This is a genomic window from Bacillus sp. BF2-3, from assembly GCF_008368795.1.
Classification (GTDB): Bacteria; Bacillota; Bacilli; order Bacillales; family Bacillaceae_G; genus Bacillus_A; species Bacillus_A cereus.
This window is the reverse complement of sequence record NZ_QOSA01000009.1, coordinates 24,982-46,966: the sequence shown is the minus strand read 5'-3', so window position 1 is coordinate 46,966 and position 21,985 is coordinate 24,982. Positions and strand designations below refer to the sequence as shown.

Below are 21,985 nucleotides of genomic sequence, written 5' to 3'. Positions count from 1 at the left end.
AAGCTGTATGAGGGATTATATTTTTAGGTCAATAAGACAAGGAGAATACGATGCATAATTATAAATTAACGATTCAGTACGACGGCGCACGTTTTAAAGGATGGCAACGTCTCGGTAATAACGATAATACAATTCAAGGAAAAATCGAAAGTGTCATATCTGAAATGGTCGGAAAAGAAATTGAAATTATCGGTTGTAGTAGAACAGACGCTGGTGTACATGCTTTGAATCAAGTTGCTAACTTTCAAAGTGATGAGAAGTTAGTGGAACATAAAGTGAAAAAATATTTAAATCAATATTTACCTAACGATATTAGCATTACGAATGTGGAAGAAGTACATGATCGTTTCCATGCTCGTTACAATTCTAAAGCAAAAACATATCTGTATAAAATTTGGAATGAAGAGCATACAAATCCATTTATGCGTAAATACAGCATGCATGTGAATAAAAAATTAAATGTGAAAAGCATGAAAGCAGCTGCAAAACATTTAGTTGGTTCACATGACTTTACTGCTTTTTCAAATGCGAAATCAAAGAAAAAATCTATGGTTCGAGAAGTATATACACTTGATGTGATGGAAGAGGCAGGGTTTGTACAAATTAGAGTAAGTGGTAACGGCTTCCTTCATAATATGGTAAGAAAAATTGTCGGGGCATTAATTGAAGTTGGATTAGGACAATTAGATGCTGAAGCAATTCCAAACATTTTAGAGGAAAAGCAGCGCAATCAAATTAATTGTCTTGCTGAGGCAAGTGGGTTGTATTTAGAGAATGTTGAGTTTTAATGGCAAATAAAAAAATCGGGCTAAGTAGCTCGATTTTTTTAGTATTAAGAAGATTTTTCGTTTTTTATACGTATCTTCAAATTCCAAAAAGTAGCAAGCATAATAGCTGCAAAGGAGCCAAAAATTGTTCCTAATAGCTTTGCATAAGGAGAGCTGCTTACATCGGCATTAATGAATAACATCATACAGAGCATGGCAGGGAAAAAGTATAAGTATTGTAATAACTTTAATTTTTTATCATTACTCATATATATAGCCCCTTTCTAGCATGTTATATGTTTATTATAACATATTTTACCAAGTCATTTTTACACTTGGAGACATGTTTATTTCATATGTGTAAATGCAGTTTTTTAATTCGATATTGTAAGTTTTGCCTACTTAATCCTAAAAATTTTGCAGCTTGTGAGATGTTGCCATGATTCTCTTTAAGAATTTGGTTAATGTAGTTCTTTTCCATTTTTTCTATTGTGTGTTTTAAAGTTTTAGGTGCATCAGTATTGTGAGTAGTTAGTGCATGTTGCATATTGAATTCTGTTTTTATTCGTTCGCGAAAGCGAGTAGGAAGATGAAACGCTGTAATGATGGTTTCATCTTCTATCAAGTTCATGGAACCTTCAATTATATGTTCCAACTCCCGTACGTTTCCAGGCCAATCGTAGGCATAGAAAAATTCTCTTACATTTACATCTACATCGGTTACGTTGAGCCCGAATTGAGTATTATATTTTTCAATAAAGTGCTGAACAAGAGCTGGAATATCTTCTTTTCTTTCACGTAAAGGCGGAAGACATAAAGTAACGACGCTTAATCGGTAATATAAGTCTTCCCTTAATCGATTATGTGCGATGGCTTCAAAGGGATCTTCATTGATAGTTGCTATAATGCGAACATCAATTTCTTTTTCGTGTGTACCTCCGATTCTTCGTATTGTTTTTTCTTGTATAGCCCGCAGCAACTTAGCTTGAAGTATTGGGCTTAATGAATTGATTTCATCTAATAACAAAGTTCCTCCGTTTGCTTCTTCGAATAAGCCTGATTTATCTATTGCTCCTGTAAAGGCACCTCGATTTGTGCCAAATAGTAGGCTTTCCATTAAGGTATCAGGTATAGCGGCACAGTTTTGTGAAATAAAGGGTTTTGTTGAACGCTGACTTTCATTATGGATGCTTTGTGCAAATAGTTCTTTACCAGTGCCTGTTTCTCCTACTAGAAGTATGGAGGAAGATGTACGAATTACTCTTTTTCCTTCTGTAATGATTGATTGAATGGCTTCAGAATCACCAATTATGTGATCAAAGGTAAATTTAGTGCTTTGTTTTCGAGAAGGACCTATTTTTATCGTTTGCTTTAAGTTACTAATTTCTTTTGATATTTCAATAGCGCCTTTAATTTTTCCATTTTCTATTATAGGGAAAGTATCGTTAATCGTTGTAATTTCTTGTCCTTTATTGTTAAAATACGTTTGTTTTATATTTTTCTTTGTTTTTCCAAATTTTAATGCCTCTATAAGAGTACTATTTTTATTTTCCTCAAATGCGAATACTTCTAAAGGACTTTTATATAGCACATCTGAGCGCTCCATTGATTCAATTTCCATCATTTTGCGGTTATAGATAATCGTCTTACTTTCCTCATTAATAATATGAATTCCGATGTCGAGTTCATTGAGTAAAGTTTCATATAGCATATTCATTTCAATGATCTGTTTTAAATTAATTTCTTCTGTACGCATAGATTATCTTCTCCTCATTCCACCCTATGAAGACTGACTTTTTATAATTTTATTAAAATTCTTATAAAATCGCAAAAATTTTTTGCTATTTTCCTTTTAAAATCTCTGAAATGATAGAAAAATTTTGCGGTTATGAAGTTTTTTTTTTGAGAAACCTTCATTTTAAATAGGAATTGGAGATTGGTACGCATTTTGCATAAATAATAATTGATATATCTAAAGGAGGGGTATGCAACGTTTCAGTACCAACTAATAAGAAGGAGGAGTGTATAAAGTGAAGACGGTTATAGAATGCGTGTATAGTCCTTGTTACGGGAAAGTAGAGAAGTTATTTGTTACGGAAAGTTCTTACGTATATGAGTGGGAGAAATTAGCATTAATTGAAACAATAGATAAACAGAAAGTAGAAATTAAGATAGGGATCAGTGGTTATATTGAATCATTAGAAGTAGTAGAAGGACAAGCTATTGCTGATCAAAAGTTATTAATAACAGTAAGGGATGACCTTTTAGTAACAGGCAGTGATTAATGTAAGTGACGTGTATTTTTGCTCTTTTAAATCATTATTTTTACGGTGAATAATTTTAAAAACGCTTACATTAAATGGGTTTACAAAGTGAAAAGGGGGGATTTATATGATGAATCAAAATCAAGGATTAAAAAGAGAATTGAAAAGCAGGCACATATTTATGATTGCACTTGGAGGTGTTATTGGTACCGGTCTTTTTTTAGGATCTGGGTATACAATTCATGAAGCTGGGCCTGGAGGAGCGATTGTAGCATATCTTGTTGGAGGATTTGTTATGTATTTAACGATGCTCTGTCTTGGAGAGTTAGCTGTTGCAATGCCTGACGCAGGATCTTATCAAACGTATGCTACGAAGCATATTTCCCCTGCAGCGGGTTATGTAGTTGGATGGATGTCATGGTTAAACTGGTCAGCTACGATAGGGATTGAACTAATTGCAGTTAGTATTTTAATGAAACGATGGTTTCCTGATGTACCTTCATGGATTTGGTGCGTAGTGTTTGCGGTACTCCTCTTTGCTATTAATGCGTTATCTTCAAGAAGTTTTGCGGAAGTTGAATTTTGGTTTGCAAGTATTAAAGTAATTACGATTATTGCATTTATTATTTTAGGTGGGGCAGCAATGTTTGGTTTTCTAGATATGAAAGGAAATGAACCAGCACCGATGTTCTCTAGTTTTACTGATTATGGTGGATTGTTCCCCAATGGATTATCAGCCATTTTAATTACGATGATTGCAGTTAATTTTTCTTTCCAAGGAACAGAATTAGTTGGTATTGCAGCAGGTGAGAGTGAAAATCCAGAGAAAACAATCCCGAAGGCAATTAACAATACAGTTTGGCGTATACTTGTTTTCTTTGTACTATCTATTTTTATTCTTGCTGGACTATTCCCTTGGCAACAAGCGGGAGTAATTGAAAGTCCATTTGTAGTTGTATTTGATAAAATTGGTATTCCTTATGCAGCAGATATTATAAATTTTGTTATCATTACAGCAGTGCTATCCGTTGCGAATTCAGGGTTATATGCAACTTCTCGTATGCTATGGTCTATGTCTAATCAAGGAATGATTAGTCCGATTTTTGGTAAGTTATCTAAAAACGGTGTTCCTATTTATGCATTGATTGTAAGTACAATTGTAGGCTGCCTTTCATTACTATCAGGTATTTATGCGGAAGATACAGTTTATTTATGGCTACTTTCTATTGCTGGGTTCGGGGCGATATTAGTTTGGGCATCTATTGCTCTATCTAACTTATTAGCTAGGAGGTCATACATAAAGCAGGGCGGGGATGTGAAAGAATTGAAATTTAAAACACCTCTGTATCCATTCGTACCACTGCTTGCACTAGTATTAAATGTAACAGTAATTATTGGTATGGCCTTTATTCCAGAGCAAAGAATGGCATTGTATTGCGGAATTCCATTTATGATTGTTTGTTTACTGTTTTACCGTGCGACAAGAAATAAGGCACGTAAAGTAGAACATATTGAAAAGACAAATACGACGGAAGTAGAGAGCTTCTAATATGAATTAATTTGGAGACTGTAAGATTTGTAAACAGTCTCTTTTTTTGTGAAAATAAAGTTGGAAACATACTACGTATGTAAAGGGGAATTAGTGATGAATAAAAAAGTTTCACAGCTATTAGAGCAGATTGATTTACGAAAAGATGAGTTACTAGAGCTTACAAAGAATTTAATTCGTTTTGAAACACCAGCACCGCCGGCGAGAAATACAAATGAGGCACAACAATTTGTTGCAGAGTTTCTAAGAGAACAAAATTTTAGTGTTGATAAATGGGATGTATATCCTAATGATCCGAACGTTGTTGGTGTGAAAAAAGGGGCAAAAAGTGACTCATATAAAAGTCTTATTATTAATGGACATATGGATGTAGCTGAAGTATCGGCAGATGAGGCGTGGGAAACAAATCCGTTTGAGCCATTTATAAAAGATGGTTGGTTAGTTGGACGTGGTGCAGCTGATATGAAAGGGGGAATAGCTGGAGCGCTATTTGCTATTCAGCTATTACAAGAAGCTGGTATTGAATTACCTGGAGATTTAATCTTTCAATCCGTAATTGGAGAAGAAGTTGGAGAAGCTGGTACACTTCAATGCTGCAAAAGAGGTTATGATGCTGATTTTGCAGTCGTAGTGGATACGAGTAATTTACATATGCAAGGACAGGGCGGCGTAATTACTGGCTGGATTACTGTGAAAAGCCCTCAAACGTTTCATGATGCAACGCGTAGGCAAATGATTCATGCTGGAGGACGTTTATTTGGAGCGAGTGCAATTGAAAAAATGATGAAAATTGTGCAAAGTTTACAAGAATTAGAGCGTCATTGGGCAGTTATGAAAACATATGAAGGCTATCCGTCTGGAACAACAACAATTAATCCAGCTGTTATTGAGGGTGGAAGACATGCAGCTTTTATTGCGGATGAGTGCCGGTTATGGATAACAGTGCACTTTTATCCGAATGAAACACATGAACAAATAATAAAAGAAATTGAAGAGTATATCGGTAAAGTAGCAGCTGCCGATCCATGGCTAAGTGAAAATCCACCACAATTTAAGTGGGGCGGAGAATCAATGATTGTGGATCGTGGCGAAATTTTCCCTTCTTTAGAAATAGATAGTGAACATACAGCTGTAAAAACGCTTAGCTCAGTACATGAATCAATTCTTTCTAAAAACGCAATTTTAGATATGTCTGCAACGGTAACGGATGGTGGTTGGTTTAGTGAATTTCATATTCCGGCTGTTATTTACGGACCAGGCACATTAGAGGAAGCTCATTCAATAAATGAGAAAGTAGAAGTAGAGCAGTTAATTGAATTTACAAAAGTAATAACAGCATTTATATATGAATGGTGTCATATGAAAAAATAGATTAGTATGTTGAAATCGTACAGGTATGTATACTTGTACGATTTTTTAGTGAACTATTTCAGAGTTAAATAGAAACAACTGAAATAGTTCTTTATTTTTCTATGTCTTTCGTTTTAGTTCCATTAATTTCTCTTTTGCTAATTCAACAGCAATCGCATCATCTAAATAGCCAATTGGAAAGAGATAGTCGGGAATAATATCTGTCGATAAAATGAAATACAGTAATGCGCCACCAAGAACTGCACGCTCTTCTTTTGGAATCGTTTCATTGCAAAATTGTTGATACATATCTGTTAATTGTTCAATGAAAGGGCCAGCACTATCAATTTGTTCTAACTTGCTCGCGAAACTTTCATGAATGCGCTTTTCACCTTCTGTTGTTTGAGCATATCGTTCATAGTTTTCAAGTTCTTGTTTTACGCGGGTTGTTGTGTAGTCGAAATCGAATAAGTTAGAGGATTGCAGAGTTTGCTGAATTGTATCAAGAGATGTGTACATATCCGTCTTTTCTTTATTAATGTGAGGAGAATCAGGATACATTTCATCAAATAACAATTGGGGTGGAACTTGCAGACATTCTGCGAATTTTTGTAGGTGTTTTTGTTTTGGCGGTTGTTTACCATTCATAATTCTTGAGATTGTTGCGGGATCAATATTTGTAAGCATTCCGAGTTGGCGCATAGATAAGGCACGTTCTTTTAAAAGTTTTTTTATTAATCTACTAAGCCGCTCATTTGGATTTTCTTTAGGCATAGCGAAGGCACTCCTTTTTATTGTTGAAAAAATGTTGAGCATTTATTACATGTATATGAAACAGACAGGCACAGTTGCTCAACATTTTCATAAGATGCATGGAAAAGTGAGGAAAAGGGGTGGCTATTTATGAGTACGGCAGGTCTATTTTCAATTTTTTTAATCGGGATTGCTTCTAATTTAGATAATGCAGGTGTTGGGATTGCATATGGCATTCGTAAAATTAGAATTTCGTGGTTCAACAATTTTATCATCGCATTTTTTGGGTTTTTATTTACTTTATTAGCTGGATTTTTTGGGAACTGGATCGCGTTATTTATTTCAGAGTTTACAGCAAACCTGATTGGAGCAATCGTTTTAGGGATAATCGGGGTGTTTATTTTGTGCCAGCCTTTCTTGAGTCAAAGAAATACCGTAGGCTCTAAAGATCGTAATGTACTTATGGGAATTTTACGTGATCCAGAAAAAGCAGATTTTGATGGTTCTAAAACAATTAGTTTTTCAGAAGCAATTGTATTAGGGATTGCGTTGTCTATTAATAATATTGCAGGTGGATTTGATGCTGGGATAACAAATTTGAACCTTTGGCTTACAGCAACTATTTCAGGGGTGTTTAGTTTTATTTGTATTAGTGGCTTTGCGTATGTAGGGAAACGATTTTTAGCAGAATACTTAGGAAAGTGGGCGACAGTTATCGCAGGAGTGTTATTAATTCTTATTGGGATTGATCAGTTGTTGTAAGGAGAGTAGAAAACAAGGTTCGAGTATTTCCTTGGAAATACAGCAAGGGATTGCATATATCGACGTACTTTTCTCCATACTAATACGGATTTCTTTTAAGAAAGGGGGATTTGTATGGGACGCGGGAAAGCATTTGATCATAAGAAAAAAGGGCATGATCATCAACCACCTAAAGGTGCGTTCATTCATAAAGATGTAAATGAACATACTTTGGAAGAGGAAGAGCTACCAGTAAATATTGAGGCGTATAAAAATAGTTTAAAAAAACATTAAAAGCACCTACATAGGTGCTTTTTTACCGTATATCTTCAATTAATTGTTCCGATTCTTCATGCATACTGTACTCACTTAATACTTGAATGCAAAGCCATTTTAATTCCTCAATCGTATGCTCAAGTTCTTCAGGAAGCACGTGATAAATGTCTTCAAGTCCCATCCCGAAATGAATAAGTTCAAGTACTTGATCATCGATGTTCCGATCCATTAATAATTCAAGTACTTCTAAATTGAATATGTATCGGTGAGCTTCGTCGAGTGAAACAACTTTTAACTTCAAGCTTTCTACAATACTCAATATAAAAAGAAGGATTGTTTTTTCAAGAACAGGTTGTTTTCCCATTTGAAATATTAGTTTCATCTTTCACACCTCCACATATAGCGCTAGGTTGTACTATATTATTCAGGAGGGGGGAACAAATATGCATGATATAGAGAAACTTTCAGCACTGTTTTTATAAGAAGATTGATAACTGACAAAATTGAGGTTTTGGCGAAATAAAAAATCCTGCTAGTATAGCAGGATAACTCGCGATTAAAAAATGCTCCAACCTTCTTGAGCAGAAAGAAGTTCAAGAATTTTAAAACCAGCAATACTATTTCCGTTTGCATCTAAAGCTGGTCCGAAAATACCGATTCCCATGTCTCCTTTTACGCAGCCAAAAATACCACCGGCTACACCGCTTTTTGCAGGAATACCAACACGAATTGCAAATTCACCAGATTCGTTATACATACCACATGTGACCATAAATGTTTTGCAAATTTTTGTAATATGTTTAGGGATGATTTGTTTCTTTTTATATGGATCATATCCATCCATTGCAAAAATTAAGCCGATACGTGCTAAATCGATGCAGTTTACTTCAACTGCGCATTGACGAGTATATAAATCCATAAGTTCTTCAATATCACAATCGATAATTCCGTTTTGTTTCATATAATAACAAAGTGAACGGTTTAGATAAGCTGTCTCTAGTTCTGAATCGGCAACTTTAGAGGAATAATTAATAGTAGGATTATCTGTTATTTCACGTACAAAGTGAAGAATACGTTCCATTTTTTCCTCGTTATCTTTTCCTGCTAACATGCTTGTAATAGCTAATGCTCCTGCATTTATCATTGGATTAAGGGGTTTGGACGGACTTGTCGTTTCTAACTTAATAATAGAATTAAATGGATCACCCGTTGGTTCCATTCCAACTTTAGAAAATACATATTCTTCACCACGGTCTAAAAGGGCAAGGGCAAGTGTAATTACTTTGGAAATACTTTGAAGAGTAAATAGTGTTTGTGAGTTGCCTGCATGGATATATTCTGTTTCTTTATGGAAAATGGCAATCCCTAAATCGTCTGGATTTGCATTTCCTAGTTCGGGGATATAAGTAGCAAGTTTTCCTTTTTTCGTATATGGTTTTACTTGTTCTAACAACTGTTGTAAGTTGTTTGTTTCAATGCACTGCATAGTACCAACGCTCCTATTTTGAATTAACTAAGTTTACTTTTCCCGATATGCTCGGAAATAAATAATAACATGAAAAAGTGGAATGATAAAACGAAAGTTCAATGTGATATAATAGGTCTTTCGTTTCGAGTATTCTGTATTTTAAAAAGGAGAATTTTCCTTTTATATAACAGTTTGGAAATAGAAGATTTATCCATAAAAAGTTCAGAAATAAAAACTACACATCTATACAACTATATGTTATTATGGTTATGTAATAGAAAGCGTTTTCTAAAGCGTACTTATAATGATAACGATTTCATAAATTTAATTAGGGGGAATTAAAATGTTGCAGTTTTTACAACGTATTGGTAAAGCTTTAATGCTTCCGATCGCAGTACTACCAGCAGCAGGATTATTGCTTCGTTTAGGGCAACCAGATGTATTTGATATTCCTGTTATGGCACAGGCCGGCGCAGCAGTTTTTGATAACTTAGCACTTATTTTTGCAATTGGTATTGCAATCGGTCTTTCAGTGGATGGTAGTGGTGCAGCAGGTCTTGCAGGTGCAATTGGTTATCTTGTTATGAAAAATAGTATTGATGCACTTAGCAAAGGGTATTCAACTGCTGAATTACAAGGTAAATTAGGTAAAGTCCAAGATTTAATAGGTAATAGCGCAAATGTAGATCCATCTAAGCTTGCAGATACAATGACACAAGTATCTAAGGCTGCTGAATTATCGACTAAAGTAGATATGAAAGTTTTAGGTGGTATTATTGTTGGTGTTATAGCAGGACTCCTTTATAATAAATTCCATAAGATTAAACTTCCAGAATGGTTAGGTTTCTTTGCTGGAAAACGTTTCGTTCCAATTGTTACATCAGTTGTGATGCTGATATTAGGAATTCTATTTGCACAAATTTGGCCAACAATTCAAAATGGTATTGATGCATTAGCTCATGGAATTGTTAATTTAGGTGCAATTGGTTCAGGATTATTTGGTTTATTAAACCGTTTATTAATCCCAATTGGTTTACACCACGTAATGAACACATACTTCTGGTTTGTATTTGGGGACTTTACAAATGCAGCAGGTAATGTTGTTAATGGTGATATTGCTCGTTTCCTTGCAGGTGACAAAACAGCAGGTATGTTTATGACTGGTTTCTTCCCAGTTATGATGTTCGGTTTACCAGCAGCATGTTTCGCAATGATTGCAGCTGCTAAACCAGAAAAGCGTAAAGCAGTTACTGGTATGTTAGCTGGTCTAGCATTAACTTCATTCTTAACTGGTATTACAGAGCCTATTGAATTCTCATTCATGTTCTTATCACCAGTATTATATGGTATTCATGCTGTACTAACAGGTCTTTCTTTATTCATTACAACATCACTTGGCATTCATGATGGTTTCTCATTTAGTGCCGGTGCAATCGATTATGCTTTAAACTTCGGTATTGCAACAAAACCAGTCTTACTAGCAGGTATCGGTTTAATTTACGCAGCAATTTATTTCATAGTATTCTACTTCTTAATTAAGAAGTTCGATTTAAAAACTCCTGGTCGTGAAGATGACGATGAGTTAGTTGAAGATGGTGATGCACCAGTTGCAGGTTCAATTGGTGAAACTTACGTAGCAGCTTTAGGCGGAAAAGAAAACTTAACAGTTATTGATAACTGTGCAACACGTCTACGCTTACAAGTAAAAGATGCTGGTCAAGTAAATGAAGCAGCATTAAAACGTGCTGGTGCAAAAGGTGTTATGAAATTAAGTAATACTAGTGTACAAGTTATCGTAGGTACAAATGTTGAATCTGTTGCCGATGATATGAAAAAACACGTATAAATAATGAGATAAGAGGATGTCCCAAAAGATTGATAACATCAATTTTTTAGAGGATATCCTCTTTTTTTTTTGTTAATAATTTAACGGGAATCTTACTTTTGTAAATTTTCTTTTTCTTTTTTGTACATATAGGTTGGTAATATGTGCAGTGCGTGATAAAGTAGGGATGATATAGAATGGATTATCCATAATCTACTAAAACGAATCTTTAGTAGAGGAATTAAATTATTGGTGAGTAAGGGGAAAAAAGCAATTATGGATCAGGAAAAAAATAATGCGAATGGGAAAGCACATCGGCCGATTGTATACATAAAAAGAACAATCATTCTCGTCTTACTATTATCACTTGTATATTTCATGTATACAAAAATTGTTGCGCATAATAAGAAAGAAGAAACTTTAAAAGCGGCAGCAGAAATGAAGAAACAAGAAGAGTTAAAAAAGAAAGAAGAAAAAAAGAAACAAGAAGTACAGAAGCAAAAACAAAAAGAGCAGGAAGAACAAATGAAGCAAGCGCAAGCAGCGGAGAAACCTGCTGAAGGACCACCTCAAGAAATTAATGAAAACGCTCAATTGGACCAGTATTTACAAAACGCAGGATTTAGCGGGACAGCTGTTATTGTGAAGAACGGAAAAGTTCTTCTGAATAAAGGGTACGGTATGGCAAATAAAGAGCAGCAAGTACCGAATAATTCAGAGACGACTTTTTATATTGGTTCTATTTCAAAGGCGTTTGTAGCAACTGCTATTATGCAATTGAAAGATCAAAATAAATTACAAGTAGAAGATACTGTTGCGAAGTATATTCCAGATTTTCCACAAGGTAATAATATTCAGCTAAAACATCTATTAACACATACATCAGGGATTCCCGAATATGAGCAGGGAAAAGAAGATATTTCTCATGAAGAACTGATAAAGCGGATAGGAAATCAAAAGCGTATTGGTGGTCCGGGAGAGAAGTGGAAGTATTCTGATTCGAACTACTCTATACTTGCTTATATTGCAGAGAAGGTAAGTGGGCAGTCACTCGAAGAATATATTAAACAACATATTTTTGCTACTGCGGGTATGAAACATTCTGGCTTTGGCACAGCGTTAGAACAAACAAGATTCCCATCAACGGGTTATAAAATAGTAAATAATAATATGACAACACCTAATATTCCAAGCATGTCACAACTTTATGGTTGTGGTGATATATATACGAGTGCACATGATTTATATTTATTTAATGAGGCGTTATACTCTGGAAAATTAATTTCAAAAGAGAGTTACGATCAAATGTTTACGGGTGGAAAAAAGGATTACGGGTTTGGATGGTACGTAGACCCAGGAAGCTATTCGAATCATGGTGTAATGCCAGGTTGGAATTGCTTAAACGGATTTAGTAAAAATGGCAGTGTATATGTTGTTTTATTATCTAACATTCAAAATAATATTAAATCATTTGGTAAAGTGAATAATGACATTTATTCGATATTGCGGAATATTGAAGTGTAAGAAACTATCCTTTTGGATAGTTTTTTTTATGCTCTGAAACAAATATTTCTTTTAGAAAATGTATGTCTTACCTATCACAAAAATATCCATTTTGTATACATTAAGATGTATGGATGTAAAATTTTATAATCTAAAAATAATAGGAGGAGAAGTGTATGTGTCTGTTCAGAAAATATTGGCATAAATTATCAAGATTGTTTAATAGACAATTAGATTATTTTTTAGATAATAAGTTATTGCCTGCTGTGGAAAGACTTTTATTTTCACAAAACTTCGCGAGATTTATTCAAAGAAACTCTAAGCAAGCTACGGAAGAAGTTATTGAATCAAGTAGATTTCAATCTATTATTTGTAACATTTTAAAAGAATGCAATACATCACCTTTTAAAGAAATTGCAAAGCGGTATTTAGGTAAAAACGTAGAAATTACGGTGACAGTTGGACAATTAACAGGTGTTATTGTAGCAGTTGGTGATGACTTCTTAACATTGCAAGAAGGAATAGGAACAGAGGTTTTATTACCATTTATAAGTATTATATCAATTAAAGAAGCGTAAGAAAGGAGACTTATATATGTTATTTACTGATGAATTACGTAACCATGTTGGCGAACTAGTGCAAGTTGTGACAGCTGTAGAAATCATTGCAGGCGTTCTTTTATCTGTGACGGATGGGGCAGTAATTGTTCGTACTTCTCCTTCTTATGGACCACCAGAAGATGTAGTTGTGCGTATTCCTATTATTGCTTATGTTCGCTTGGAAGGGTAAGAGTGATACAAGTATGAGAGTGTCAGTTGTTATTCCAGTGCATAATGAAGCAAGTACTTTATCAAAAGTTTTAGTAGAGGTAAGAAAGCTCGAACCATATGAAGTTATCATAGTAGATAATGGATCTACAGATGGGACGAAGGAAATAGCATTACAGCATAATTGCCGTGTGATTTATTATAGAGATTCTCTTGGTAATGATGTGGGACGGGCAATTGGTGCTAGAGAAGCAAAAGGTGAGATTGTTTTGTTTTTAGATGGTGATATCGTCATGAAAAGTGAAGAATTATACAATTTTATTAAAGGAATACGACAAGGGCATGAGATTGTTTTAAATAATTTAACATGGTCCGTTTACTTGAAGATGAGACCGCATTATACGACGGTTGGAAAATATATGTTAAATCGTTATTTGAACAAGAAAGAGTTTGTTGTAGGATCTTTAATTGCAATACCACATGCGATAAGTCGTAAAGTGATTGAAAAACTGGGGTGGTGGAATTTAGCAGATCCAGCATTATTTCAAGCGATGGCGATGTCTAGAGGAGTAGATATTTCTGATATGGCTTCAGTTGATGTCATCTACACAAATAAAGTTCGACCTGTGCATACTGGTACATCACCTGGCTCTCCTTATCCGAAAGCGACTAGTCGTATTATGGGTGATCATTTGCGAGCTTTACAATACGTAATCGAAACATATGGTAAACGCGGTGGTTTTTCAGAGAACAATAGAGATAGAGAGTTTGTAGGAAAGTATAAACCAGTTTTATTACAAAAGAATAAAGCGAAATATAGTGCCATTATCCCAGTATCAGAAGAGAAAATAACCATAAGGTCTGTTATAAAAGAAGTGAAAGAAGCAGGTGTAGATGAAATTATAGTTGTCGCGAATGGAGCAGATGTTGAGACTGTTAAACAGGCAAAGCTAGAGAATGTTATTGTTGTTGAATTTACGAAGGCGCTTGGACATAATGTAGCACGAGCAATAGGTGCCATGCATGCTACGGCAGATATTTGTTTATTCGTTGATAGTGATCTTGTTATTCCAGCAAAAAAACTCACTCTATTTTTACATGCTGTTGAAGATGGAAATGACGTGGTGTTAAATGATTTACAATGCTTATTAGATATGTTTCATCCAGCAGATCCAATTAGTATGGGAAAATACTTTGTGAATTTGATAGCGAAACGACCAGATTTATGGAATAACTCACTAACTGCTGTACCACATGCCATTCATAAGAAGGTAATAGAGAAAATAGGATATGATTCACTTATCATTCCGCCATTAGCACAAGTGAAAGCTATTTTAGAAGGATTCTCTATTACAACAGTAGAGTTAGTAGATGTTATAAAAACAAATCGCGTACGTCCAGAGCAACACGAATTTGTAAATGGGCGTATTTCAGCATTTGATCGTATTTTCGGTGATCAACTTGAAGCGGTTGCGTATTTATTACAATGTACGGACGAACGTGGTGGTTTTACAGATGGAGATAGAGATAGAGATGTAATTCAACAATTGAGAAGGGAAGAAGAGAATACAAATGAATAGTAGTAAAGTAGCTATTATTGGGCTAGGGTATGTTGGCCTTCCTTTAGCGGTACATTTTGCAGAAAGAGGGCATACAGTACTTGGATTAGATAAAGATATTAGAAAAATAGACTCAATTATAAAAGGAGAAAGTTATATTCCGGATGTTTCTTCTAAAGAGTTACAAAGTTTATTGACGAAAAAAAAATTAACAGTAAATACACCGGATCAAGGCATTGCTGATTTTCAAAATAGTGATTATGTTATTGTCACTGTCCCGACTCCAATTAATGAACAAAGAGAACCAGACTTAAGTGCCCTCATTTCAGCTTCGCATTATATACAACAAAACCTTCAAAAAGGACAAACCTTCATTTTTGAAAGCTCCACATATCCAGGCACACTTGAAGAAGTCATCCTACCTATTATTTCTCAAAATGGTAAAAAGGTAGGGGAAGATTTCTATATCGGATATTCCCCTGAGAGAATTGATCCAGCAAATAGTCAATATTCAGTTCAAGCTATTCCAAAAGTTATTAGTGGACAAACAGAAAAGTGTAAACAAAAGGTACAGGATTTATATAGTACCATTTTTGACGAAGTTGTACCTGTTAGCTCTCCGAAAGTAGCAGAGATGTGCAAGCTATTTGAAAATATTCAGCGCTTAGTTAACATTTCTTTAGTAAATGAACTAAACACACTATGTGAAAGTTTAGGCATTGATTTTTATGAGGCCATTGAAGCGGCATCTACAAAACCATTTGGGTTTACTCCGTATTGGCCAGGGCCAGGGATAGGGGGACATTGTATTCCCGTAGACCCTTTATATTTTCAATGGAGAATAAAAAAGAATGGGGCAATTAGTCAATTAATTGAGGCTGCACATATAATTAATGAAGAAATGCCAGAGAAAATGGTCCGGAAAGTAAAAAGTGTGGTGCAATTACCTGCAACGGTGTTAATTGTAGGGATTGCGTATAAAAAAGATGTAAATGATTTGAGAGAATCACCAGCGTTACCGATTATTCAATTATTAAGAAATCAAGGATACGAGATAGAATATCATGATCCTTATATTTCTTCCGCAGAAATTGGAGATAAGGTGTACCAATCTGTTTCTTTAGATGAAGAAAAAGTTAAAAAAGCGGATTGTATTTTAATTTTAACGGATCATTCTAATATTGATTGGAAGCTTTTTAAAGGAATGGATCGAGTAATAGATACACGCGGGATTGTAAAGAAGGTGAGTAAATGAGTAAGAAATGTTTAATTACAGGTGGGGCCGGATTTATCGGGTCGCATTTAGCTGAAGAGTTGATGAGAAGAGGTTATGAGGTCACTGTTGTGGATAACTTTTATAAAGGTAAAAATAAGTACCATAAAGAGTTAATGAAAGAAATCCGTGTTATTCCAATAAGTGTTTTAGATAAAAATTCTATTTATGAATTAGTAGATCAGCATGATGTCGTGTTTCATTTAGCAGCAATTTTAGGTGTGAAAACAACAATGGAAAAAAGTATAGAGCTCATAGAAACGAATTTTGATGGGACAAGAAATGTTTTACAAGCAGCGTTAAAAGGAAAGAAGAAAGTAGTTTTTGCTTCTACTTCAGAAGTATATGGTAAGGCCAAGCCGCCTTTCTCTGAAGAGGGAGATCGATTGTACGGGGCAACTTCTAAAATTCGTTGGAGTTATGCAGTTTGTAAAACGTTGGAAGAGACATTATGTTTAGGGTACGCATTAGAAGGTTTACCAGTAACGATTGTTCGATACTTTAATATTTATGGTCCAAGAGCGAAAGATGGTCCATATGCAGGAGTAATCCCGCGATTTATCCGCGCGGCACTGCAAGGAGAAGACATTCTCGTATATGGAGATGGAAAGCAGACACGTTGTTTTACGTATGTAAGTGATGCGGTAGAGGCAACGATTCGGGCAATGGATGAGAAGGTAAATGGTGAGATTATTAATATAGGTTCTGAGAATGAAAAGAGCATAAAAGAAGTAGCAGGAGTAATTAAAAAATTAACGAATTCTTCTTCGAAGATTGTCCAAGTGCCTTTTGAAGAAGTATATCCTCATGGTTTTGAAGAAATTCCAAATAGAAGACCAGATGTAACAAAATTAAAAGAGCTTGTTCAATTTCAGGCGAAAGTAACGTGGGAAAACGGATTGAAGGAAACAATTAAGTGGTTTCTTGAACAAAACAATGGCTAAGTCATTATCTGTTATTATTCCTGCATGTAATGAGGTCGATACGATTTCAGACGTTATTCAATCGGTAAGACCATTAAATCCAGTAGAAATCATTGTAGTAGCAAACGGTTGTAATGATGGAACAGAAGATGTTGCAGATCGTTTAGGGTGTAAAGTAATCAAGCATACAGAGCTACTAGGGAACGATGTTGGACGTGCAGTCGGCGCAAAACATGCGATAGGTGATGTATTACTATTTATAGATGGTGATTTTGCTATTCCAACTTCAAAATTAAAATTATTCCTTAATCCGATTTTATACGATCAGGCAGATGTAGTTTTAAATAATTTGGATGCATTATTTTTAAAAAGGAAAAAAACCACTTCTATTACAGTATGGCGCCAAATATTAAATGCAATGTTAGAGCGTGAAGAATTAAAAATGAATTCTTTATTAGATGTACCTCATGCGCTGACGAAAGAAGTCGTTCAAAGCATCGGATATGAATGTTTTGTTAATCCTATTGTGGCTCATTTACGCCTAGTTCAAAGTAAATGGAGAATTAGTCGTCATTGTGCTATTGACGTTATTACGCCGAATAAATTTCGTCCATTCCAGCATGCTGCATATGGGACAAATCTTTCCCAATCTGAAAAAAGAATGATAGGTGATCATATAGAAGCAGTAGCAGAACGGATATTAAGCAGTGATGAGCGCGGAGGATATTATGATGGAAATAGGAAAAGGGATAGTGTCTATCATACTTTAAGTTTTGAAGAGTTTTATCAAGGGTGGGGTGTTACATCTGATTTCTATAAAGGAAAGCAACTATCGGTTGTTATTCCCGTACAAGATGAAGAGAAAACAATTGGAAACGTTATAGAAGAGCTTCGCAAAATTGAACCCTTCGAAATTATCGTTGTCGTAAATGGTTCGTCAGATAAAACGAAAAAAATTGCAAAAGACAAAGGGGCAACGACAATTGTATATAAAGAAGCACTCGGAAATGATGTGGGGCGCTCACTTGGAACGTATTTTGCAAAAGGAGAAATTGTGTTATTTATAGATGGCGATTTTGTTATTCCAGCGAGTGAGCTATATCCTTTTGCGAAAGCTATTGCAGATGGAACAGATGTTGCATTAAATGATCTGAATCATTATTTAGATTTAAGAGTACCGCTTCATCTTGTAACTGCATTTAAATATGCATTAAATTTAGCTTGTGATAGAAAAGATCTAGGCGTAGGCTCTCTTATCGCTGTACCGAATGCGTTTAGCCGTAAGTGTTTGAAAGAAATTGGGTATAGATCTTTACTGGCGCCGTGTGTAGCCCAAGTGAAAGCTATTCTTTCAGGATTTGAAGTTGCATGTGTAAGTCGTGTTGAGGTCGATAAGATGAACCGTATTCGTCCCAGTGAACATTTTGCTAAAATAGGTCATCCACCAGCTGTACTTCGAATTATAGGTGATCATATAGAAGGACTAGATCAAATAATTGCATTAACAGACAATCGTGGCGGATTCTATGATGGCAATAGAAAAAGAGATGTTTTATAGAAGTAACAAAAAAAGTGTACAACATGTGTACACTTTTTTGTTCTGTTATAAAAACTATAACAGATTAGGAGATAAGAGTATTACAGCTCTACAATGGGTATTGTTCTTATATTACAAAATAGGACTCGTATATAAGGATACCAAAAAAATACAATTAAGGAAAGGGTTAATTTTAAAGACTTTTAAATGAAGTTAACACTATATATATAGTATTTTGCTCAACATTTCACAAACATGTCACAACTATTTCGTTCACTTTCGTAAAAAAGTAGTATTCTAAGTGTGTAAGCTGTTATATAAAAAATCTTAGTCCTGTACTAATCAAAAATGGAGGAGATTAGGATGACTCAAGTATTAGAAAATGTTAAAAACGCATGGGAAAACTTTAAAGGTGAAAAATGGAAAGCAGAGATTGATGTTCGCGATTTCATTTTAAATAATGTAAACGTTTTCGAAGGGGACGAATCTTTCTTAGCAGAAGCAACTGAAGCAACGAAACAACTTTGGGATCAAGTAATGGATTTAACAACGAAAGAACGTGAAAACGGTGGCGTTCTTGATATGGATACAAAAATTGTTTCTTCTATTACATCACATGACCCAGGATACTTAAATAAAGATATTGAAAAAGTAGTCGGTTTCCAAACTGATAAACCATTTAAACGTTCTTTACAACCATATGGTGGTATTCGTATGGCAGAACAAGCTTGTGAATCTTATGGATACGAAATGGATAAAGAACTTAGTCGTATTTTTAGAGAGTGGAGAAAAACTCATAACCAAGGTGTATTTGATGCATACACACCAGAAATGAGAAATGCACGTAAATCAGGTGTTATTACTGGTCTTCCAGATGCATACGGACGTGGACGTATTATCGGTGACTATCGCCGAGTAGCGTTATATGGTATTGATCATTTAATTGAAGCGAAAAAAGCTGATTTGAATTTAACTGGTGGTGTAATGAGCGAAGATACAATGCGTTTACGCGAAGAGTTATCTGAGCAAATGCGTGCACTTCAAGAGTTAAAAGAAATGGCTGCTTCTCATGGCTTCGATATTTCTAAGCCAGCAACAAATGCACAAGAAGCATTCCAATGGTTATACTTCGCATACCTTGCAGCGATTAAAGAGCAAAACGGAGCTGCAATGAGTCTTGGACGTACTTCTACATTCTTAGATATTTACATTGAAAGAGATTTAGCAAATGGTACTTTAACAGAAGAAGAAGTACAAGAAATTGTAGATCACTTCATTATGAAATTACGTCTTGTGAAATTCGCAAGAACACCTGATTATAATGAATTATTCTCTGGTGACCCAACTTGGGTAACTGAATCTATCGGTGGTATGGCATTAGATGGTCGTCCATTAGTAACAAAGAACTCATTCCGTTTCTTGCATACATTAGATAATTTAGGACCAGCTCCAGAACCAAACTTAACTGTTCTTTGGTCTAAACAATTACCAGAGAACTTTAAAAACTACTGTGCGAAAATGTCTATTAAAACATCAGCAATTCAATATGAAAATGATGACATTATGCGTCCTGAATACGGCGATGATTACGGTATTGCATGTTGCGTATCTGCAATGAGAATCGGTAAACAAATGCAGTTCTTCGGAGCTCGTGCAAACTTAGCGAAAGCATTATTATATGCGATTAACGGTGGTAAAGATGAAAAGTCAAAAGCACAAGTTGGTCCTGAGTACGCACCAATTACTTCTGAAGTATTAAATTATGAAGAAGTTATGCATAAGTTTGATATGACAATGGAATGGTTAGCGGGTCTATATTTAAACACATTAAATGTTATCCATTACATGCATGATAAATATAGCTATGAACGTATTGAAATGGCACTTCATGATACAAACGTTCTTCGTACAATGGCAACAGGTATCGCTGGTCTATCTGTAGTAGCAGATTCATTAAGTGCAATTAAGTACGCAAAAGTAAAACCAATTCGTGATGAAAATGGTATTGCAGTTGACTTCGAGATTGAAGGAGATTTCCCTAAATACGGTAACAATGATGATCGTGTAGATGAGATTGCTGTAAATCTTGTAAAAACATTTATGAATAAACTTCGTAAACATAAAACATACAGAAACTCTGTTCATACAATGTCAATCTTAACAATCACATCTAACGTTGTTTACGGTAAGAAAACTGGTAATACTCCAGATGGCCGCCGTACTGGAGAACCATTTGCACCAGGTGCGAACCCAATGCATGGACGCGATACAAAAGGTGCATTAGCTTCATTATTATCTGTGGCTAAATTACCATATGAAGATGCACAAGATGGTATTTCTAATACATTCTCTATTATTCCGAAAGCACTTGGTAAAGAAGATGATGTACAAGTACGTAACTTAGTATCAATGCTTGATGGCTATGCAGTAAAAGAAGGGCACCACTTAAATATTAACGTATTTAACCGTGAAACATTAATGGATGCAATGGAACATCCTGAGAAGTATCCACAATTAACAATTCGTGTATCTGGTTATGCTGTAAACTTTATTAAATTAACTCGTGAACAACAAATTGATGTAATTAACCGTACAATGCATGAAAGCATGTAAATGAAAAAGGTTTCCCTTCGCTCTTAATATATAGCGAAGGGAGGCTGTTTCAATAAAGGAGGAAGTAACATGGTAAAAGGAAGAATACATTCTGTAGAGTCTTGTGGTACTGTTGATGGCCCGGGGATTCGTTATGTCATATTTACACAAGGGTGTTTATTACGTTGTCAATATTGTCATAATGCTGATACGTGGGAAATCGGTAAAGGTAAAGAAATAACAGTTGAAGAAGTGATGCAGGATGTGACATGTTACCTTCCATTTATTGAAGCTTCCGGAGGCGGTATAACAGTTAGCGGTGGAGAGCCATTATTACAGCTAGACTTTTTAATTGAGTTGTTTAAAAAGTGTAAAGCGGCTGGTATCCATACAACAATCGACTCTTCTGGTGGTTGTTATTCTGAGGAACCAGAATTCCAAAATAAGCTAGATATTTTAATGGATTATACAGATTTAGTTTTATTGGATCTGAAACATATCGATTCCAAAAAGCATCGTAAATTAACAGGGAAATCAAATGAACATATTTTACAATTTGCTCGTTATTTATCGGATAAGAATAAACCGATTTGGGTACGACACGTATTAGTTCCTGGTGTTACGGATAATGAAGAGGATCTACAAAAACTATCTAGCTTTATTCAAAGTCTGTCTAATGTTCAAAAAGTTGAAGTGTTACCATATCATAAGCTTGGTGTATATAAATGGGAGGCGCTTGGACACAAGTATCCACTCGCAAATGTAGAACCACCTACTGAGAAAAATGTAGAACATGCTAAATATATTTTACAAGCGGTCTAATCCAAATATTGGATTA

General features: G+C 35.0%; 22 protein-coding genes and 1 pseudogene. 18 read left to right on the top strand and 5 right to left on the bottom strand.

Annotated elements, in window-relative coordinates; genetic code table 11:
* Window positions 1–50: 50 nt before the first annotated feature.
* Window positions 51–788 carry a tRNA pseudouridine(38-40) synthase TruA gene (gene truA, locus DN401_RS08900; protein WP_000553118.1) on the top strand — a complete coding sequence of 246 codons (738 nt, stop codon included), beginning with the start codon at window positions 51–53 and terminating at the stop codon, window positions 786–788.
* Window positions 789–832: 44 nt separating this feature from the next.
* Here the strand turns inward: truA and DN401_RS08895 are convergent, their stop codons facing one another.
* Window positions 833–1,036: a hypothetical protein gene (locus DN401_RS08895; RefSeq protein ID WP_000063863.1), complete on the bottom strand. Its 204-nt coding sequence runs from the start codon at window positions 1,034–1,036 to the stop codon at window positions 833–835.
* Window positions 1,037–1,119: 83 nt separating this feature from the next.
* Entirely contained in the window at window positions 1,120–2,523 is a 1,404-nt protein-coding gene (locus tag DN401_RS08890; protein WP_001258445.1) for a sigma-54 interaction domain-containing protein, read from the bottom strand.
* A gap of 274 nt (window positions 2,524–2,797) precedes the next feature.
* Here DN401_RS08890 and DN401_RS08885 point away from each other — a divergent pair, with 274 nt between their 5' ends.
* The 3 genes from DN401_RS08885 to DN401_RS08875 all read left to right on the top strand — a co-directional run bounded on the left by DN401_RS08885 (window position 2,798) and on the right by DN401_RS08875 (window position 5,951).
* Complete coding sequence (locus tag DN401_RS08885; RefSeq protein WP_000859480.1) at window positions 2,798–3,052, top strand: biotin/lipoyl attachment domain-containing protein; 255 nt, start codon at window positions 2,798–2,800, stop codon at window positions 3,050–3,052.
* Between the two features lie 106 nt (window positions 3,053–3,158).
* Complete coding sequence (locus DN401_RS08880) at window positions 3,159–4,580, top strand: amino acid permease (protein WP_000981867.1); 1,422 nt, start codon at window positions 3,159–3,161, stop codon at window positions 4,578–4,580.
* A 48-nt stretch (window positions 4,581–4,628) separates the two neighbouring features.
* Window positions 4,629–5,951 carry an acetylornithine deacetylase gene (locus tag DN401_RS08875; protein ID WP_127063770.1) on the top strand — a complete coding sequence of 441 codons (1,323 nt, stop codon included), beginning with the start codon at window positions 4,629–4,631 and terminating at the stop codon, window positions 5,949–5,951.
* Between the two features lie 99 nt (window positions 5,952–6,050).
* Here DN401_RS08875 and DN401_RS08870 read toward each other — a convergent pair whose 3' ends face one another.
* Window positions 6,051–6,704, bottom strand: a complete 654-nt coding sequence (locus tag DN401_RS08870; RefSeq protein ID WP_001123718.1) for a helix-turn-helix domain-containing protein — start codon at window positions 6,702–6,704, stop codon at window positions 6,051–6,053.
* A 129-nt stretch (window positions 6,705–6,833) separates the two neighbouring features.
* Here DN401_RS08870 and ytaF point away from each other — a divergent pair, with 129 nt between their 5' ends.
* Entirely contained in the window at window positions 6,834–7,445 is a 612-nt protein-coding gene (gene ytaF / locus DN401_RS08865) for a sporulation membrane protein YtaF (RefSeq protein ID WP_000100731.1), read from the top strand.
* A 114-nt stretch (window positions 7,446–7,559) separates the two neighbouring features.
* Window positions 7,560–7,718 (top strand): hypothetical protein, encoded by a 159-nt coding sequence (locus tag DN401_RS29755; protein WP_000532409.1) that lies wholly within the window; start codon window positions 7,560–7,562, stop codon window positions 7,716–7,718.
* A 22-nt stretch (window positions 7,719–7,740) separates the two neighbouring features.
* Here DN401_RS29755 and DN401_RS08860 read toward each other — a convergent pair whose 3' ends face one another.
* Both DN401_RS08860 and glsA read right to left on the bottom strand, forming a co-directional pair.
* Window positions 7,741–8,082: a DUF3969 family protein gene (locus DN401_RS08860; RefSeq protein ID WP_000766604.1), complete on the bottom strand. Its 342-nt coding sequence runs from the start codon at window positions 8,080–8,082 to the stop codon at window positions 7,741–7,743.
* A 174-nt stretch (window positions 8,083–8,256) separates the two neighbouring features.
* Window positions 8,257–9,186, bottom strand: coding sequence for a glutaminase A (gene glsA / locus DN401_RS08855; RefSeq protein ID WP_001149850.1), 930 nt, complete (start codon window positions 9,184–9,186; stop codon window positions 8,257–8,259).
* 69 nt (window positions 9,187–9,255) lie between these two features.
* Here glsA and DN401_RS30450 point away from each other — a divergent pair.
* The 12 genes and pseudogenes from DN401_RS30450 to pflA all read left to right on the top strand — a co-directional run bounded on the left by DN401_RS30450 (window position 9,256) and on the right by pflA (window position 21,969).
* Window positions 9,256–9,370 (top strand): annotated as a pseudogene (locus DN401_RS30450) (transcriptional regulator).
* 141 nt (window positions 9,371–9,511) lie between these two features.
* Window positions 9,512–11,014, top strand: a complete 1,503-nt coding sequence (nagE, locus tag DN401_RS08845; protein ID WP_000938900.1) for an N-acetylglucosamine-specific PTS transporter subunit IIBC — start codon at window positions 9,512–9,514, stop codon at window positions 11,012–11,014.
* Between the two features lie 255 nt (window positions 11,015–11,269).
* Window positions 11,270–12,517 (top strand): serine hydrolase domain-containing protein, encoded by a 1,248-nt coding sequence (locus DN401_RS08840; RefSeq protein ID WP_000371812.1) that lies wholly within the window; start codon window positions 11,270–11,272, stop codon window positions 12,515–12,517.
* A gap of 155 nt (window positions 12,518–12,672) precedes the next feature.
* A complete protein-coding gene (locus tag DN401_RS08835; protein ID WP_000335533.1) occupies window positions 12,673–13,074 on the top strand; it encodes an LSm family protein in 402 nt (133 codons plus the stop codon).
* A gap of 16 nt (window positions 13,075–13,090) precedes the next feature.
* Window positions 13,091–13,285 (top strand): LSm family protein, encoded by a 195-nt coding sequence (locus DN401_RS08830; RefSeq protein WP_000899469.1) that lies wholly within the window; start codon window positions 13,091–13,093, stop codon window positions 13,283–13,285.
* A gap of 13 nt (window positions 13,286–13,298) precedes the next feature.
* Window positions 13,299–14,843: a glycosyltransferase family 2 protein gene (locus tag DN401_RS08825; RefSeq protein WP_001266466.1), complete on the top strand. Its 1,545-nt coding sequence runs from the start codon at window positions 13,299–13,301 to the stop codon at window positions 14,841–14,843.
* Window positions 14,836–16,077 carry a nucleotide sugar dehydrogenase gene (locus DN401_RS08820; RefSeq protein WP_001088925.1) on the top strand — a complete coding sequence of 414 codons (1,242 nt, stop codon included), beginning with the start codon at window positions 14,836–14,838 and terminating at the stop codon, window positions 16,075–16,077. Before DN401_RS08825 ends, DN401_RS08820 begins: the two co-directional genes overlap by 8 nt.
* The gene (locus DN401_RS08815; RefSeq protein ID WP_000037021.1) at window positions 16,074–17,039 is read left to right on the top strand and encodes an NAD-dependent epimerase/dehydratase family protein; all 966 of its coding nucleotides are present in this window, start codon (window positions 16,074–16,076) and stop codon (window positions 17,037–17,039) included. Before DN401_RS08820 ends, DN401_RS08815 begins: the two co-directional genes overlap by 4 nt.
* Window positions 17,032–18,576 carry a glycosyltransferase family 2 protein gene (locus DN401_RS08810; RefSeq protein WP_002204874.1) on the top strand — a complete coding sequence of 515 codons (1,545 nt, stop codon included), beginning with the start codon at window positions 17,032–17,034 and terminating at the stop codon, window positions 18,574–18,576. Before DN401_RS08815 ends, DN401_RS08810 begins: the two co-directional genes overlap by 8 nt.
* On the top strand, window positions 18,545–18,766 hold the full coding sequence (locus DN401_RS08805; protein WP_002094217.1) for a hypothetical protein: 222 nt from the start codon (window positions 18,545–18,547) through the stop codon (window positions 18,764–18,766). Before DN401_RS08810 ends, DN401_RS08805 begins: the two co-directional genes overlap by 32 nt.
* A 152-nt stretch (window positions 18,767–18,918) precedes the next feature.
* Complete coding sequence (gene pflB, locus DN401_RS08800) at window positions 18,919–21,168, top strand: formate C-acetyltransferase (RefSeq protein ID WP_000195471.1); 2,250 nt, start codon at window positions 18,919–18,921, stop codon at window positions 21,166–21,168.
* Window positions 21,169–21,237: 69 nt separating this feature from the next.
* Complete coding sequence (pflA, locus tag DN401_RS08795; protein ID WP_000238459.1) at window positions 21,238–21,969, top strand: pyruvate formate-lyase-activating protein; 732 nt, start codon at window positions 21,238–21,240, stop codon at window positions 21,967–21,969.
* The last annotated feature ends 16 nt before the right edge of the window (window positions 21,970–21,985 follow it).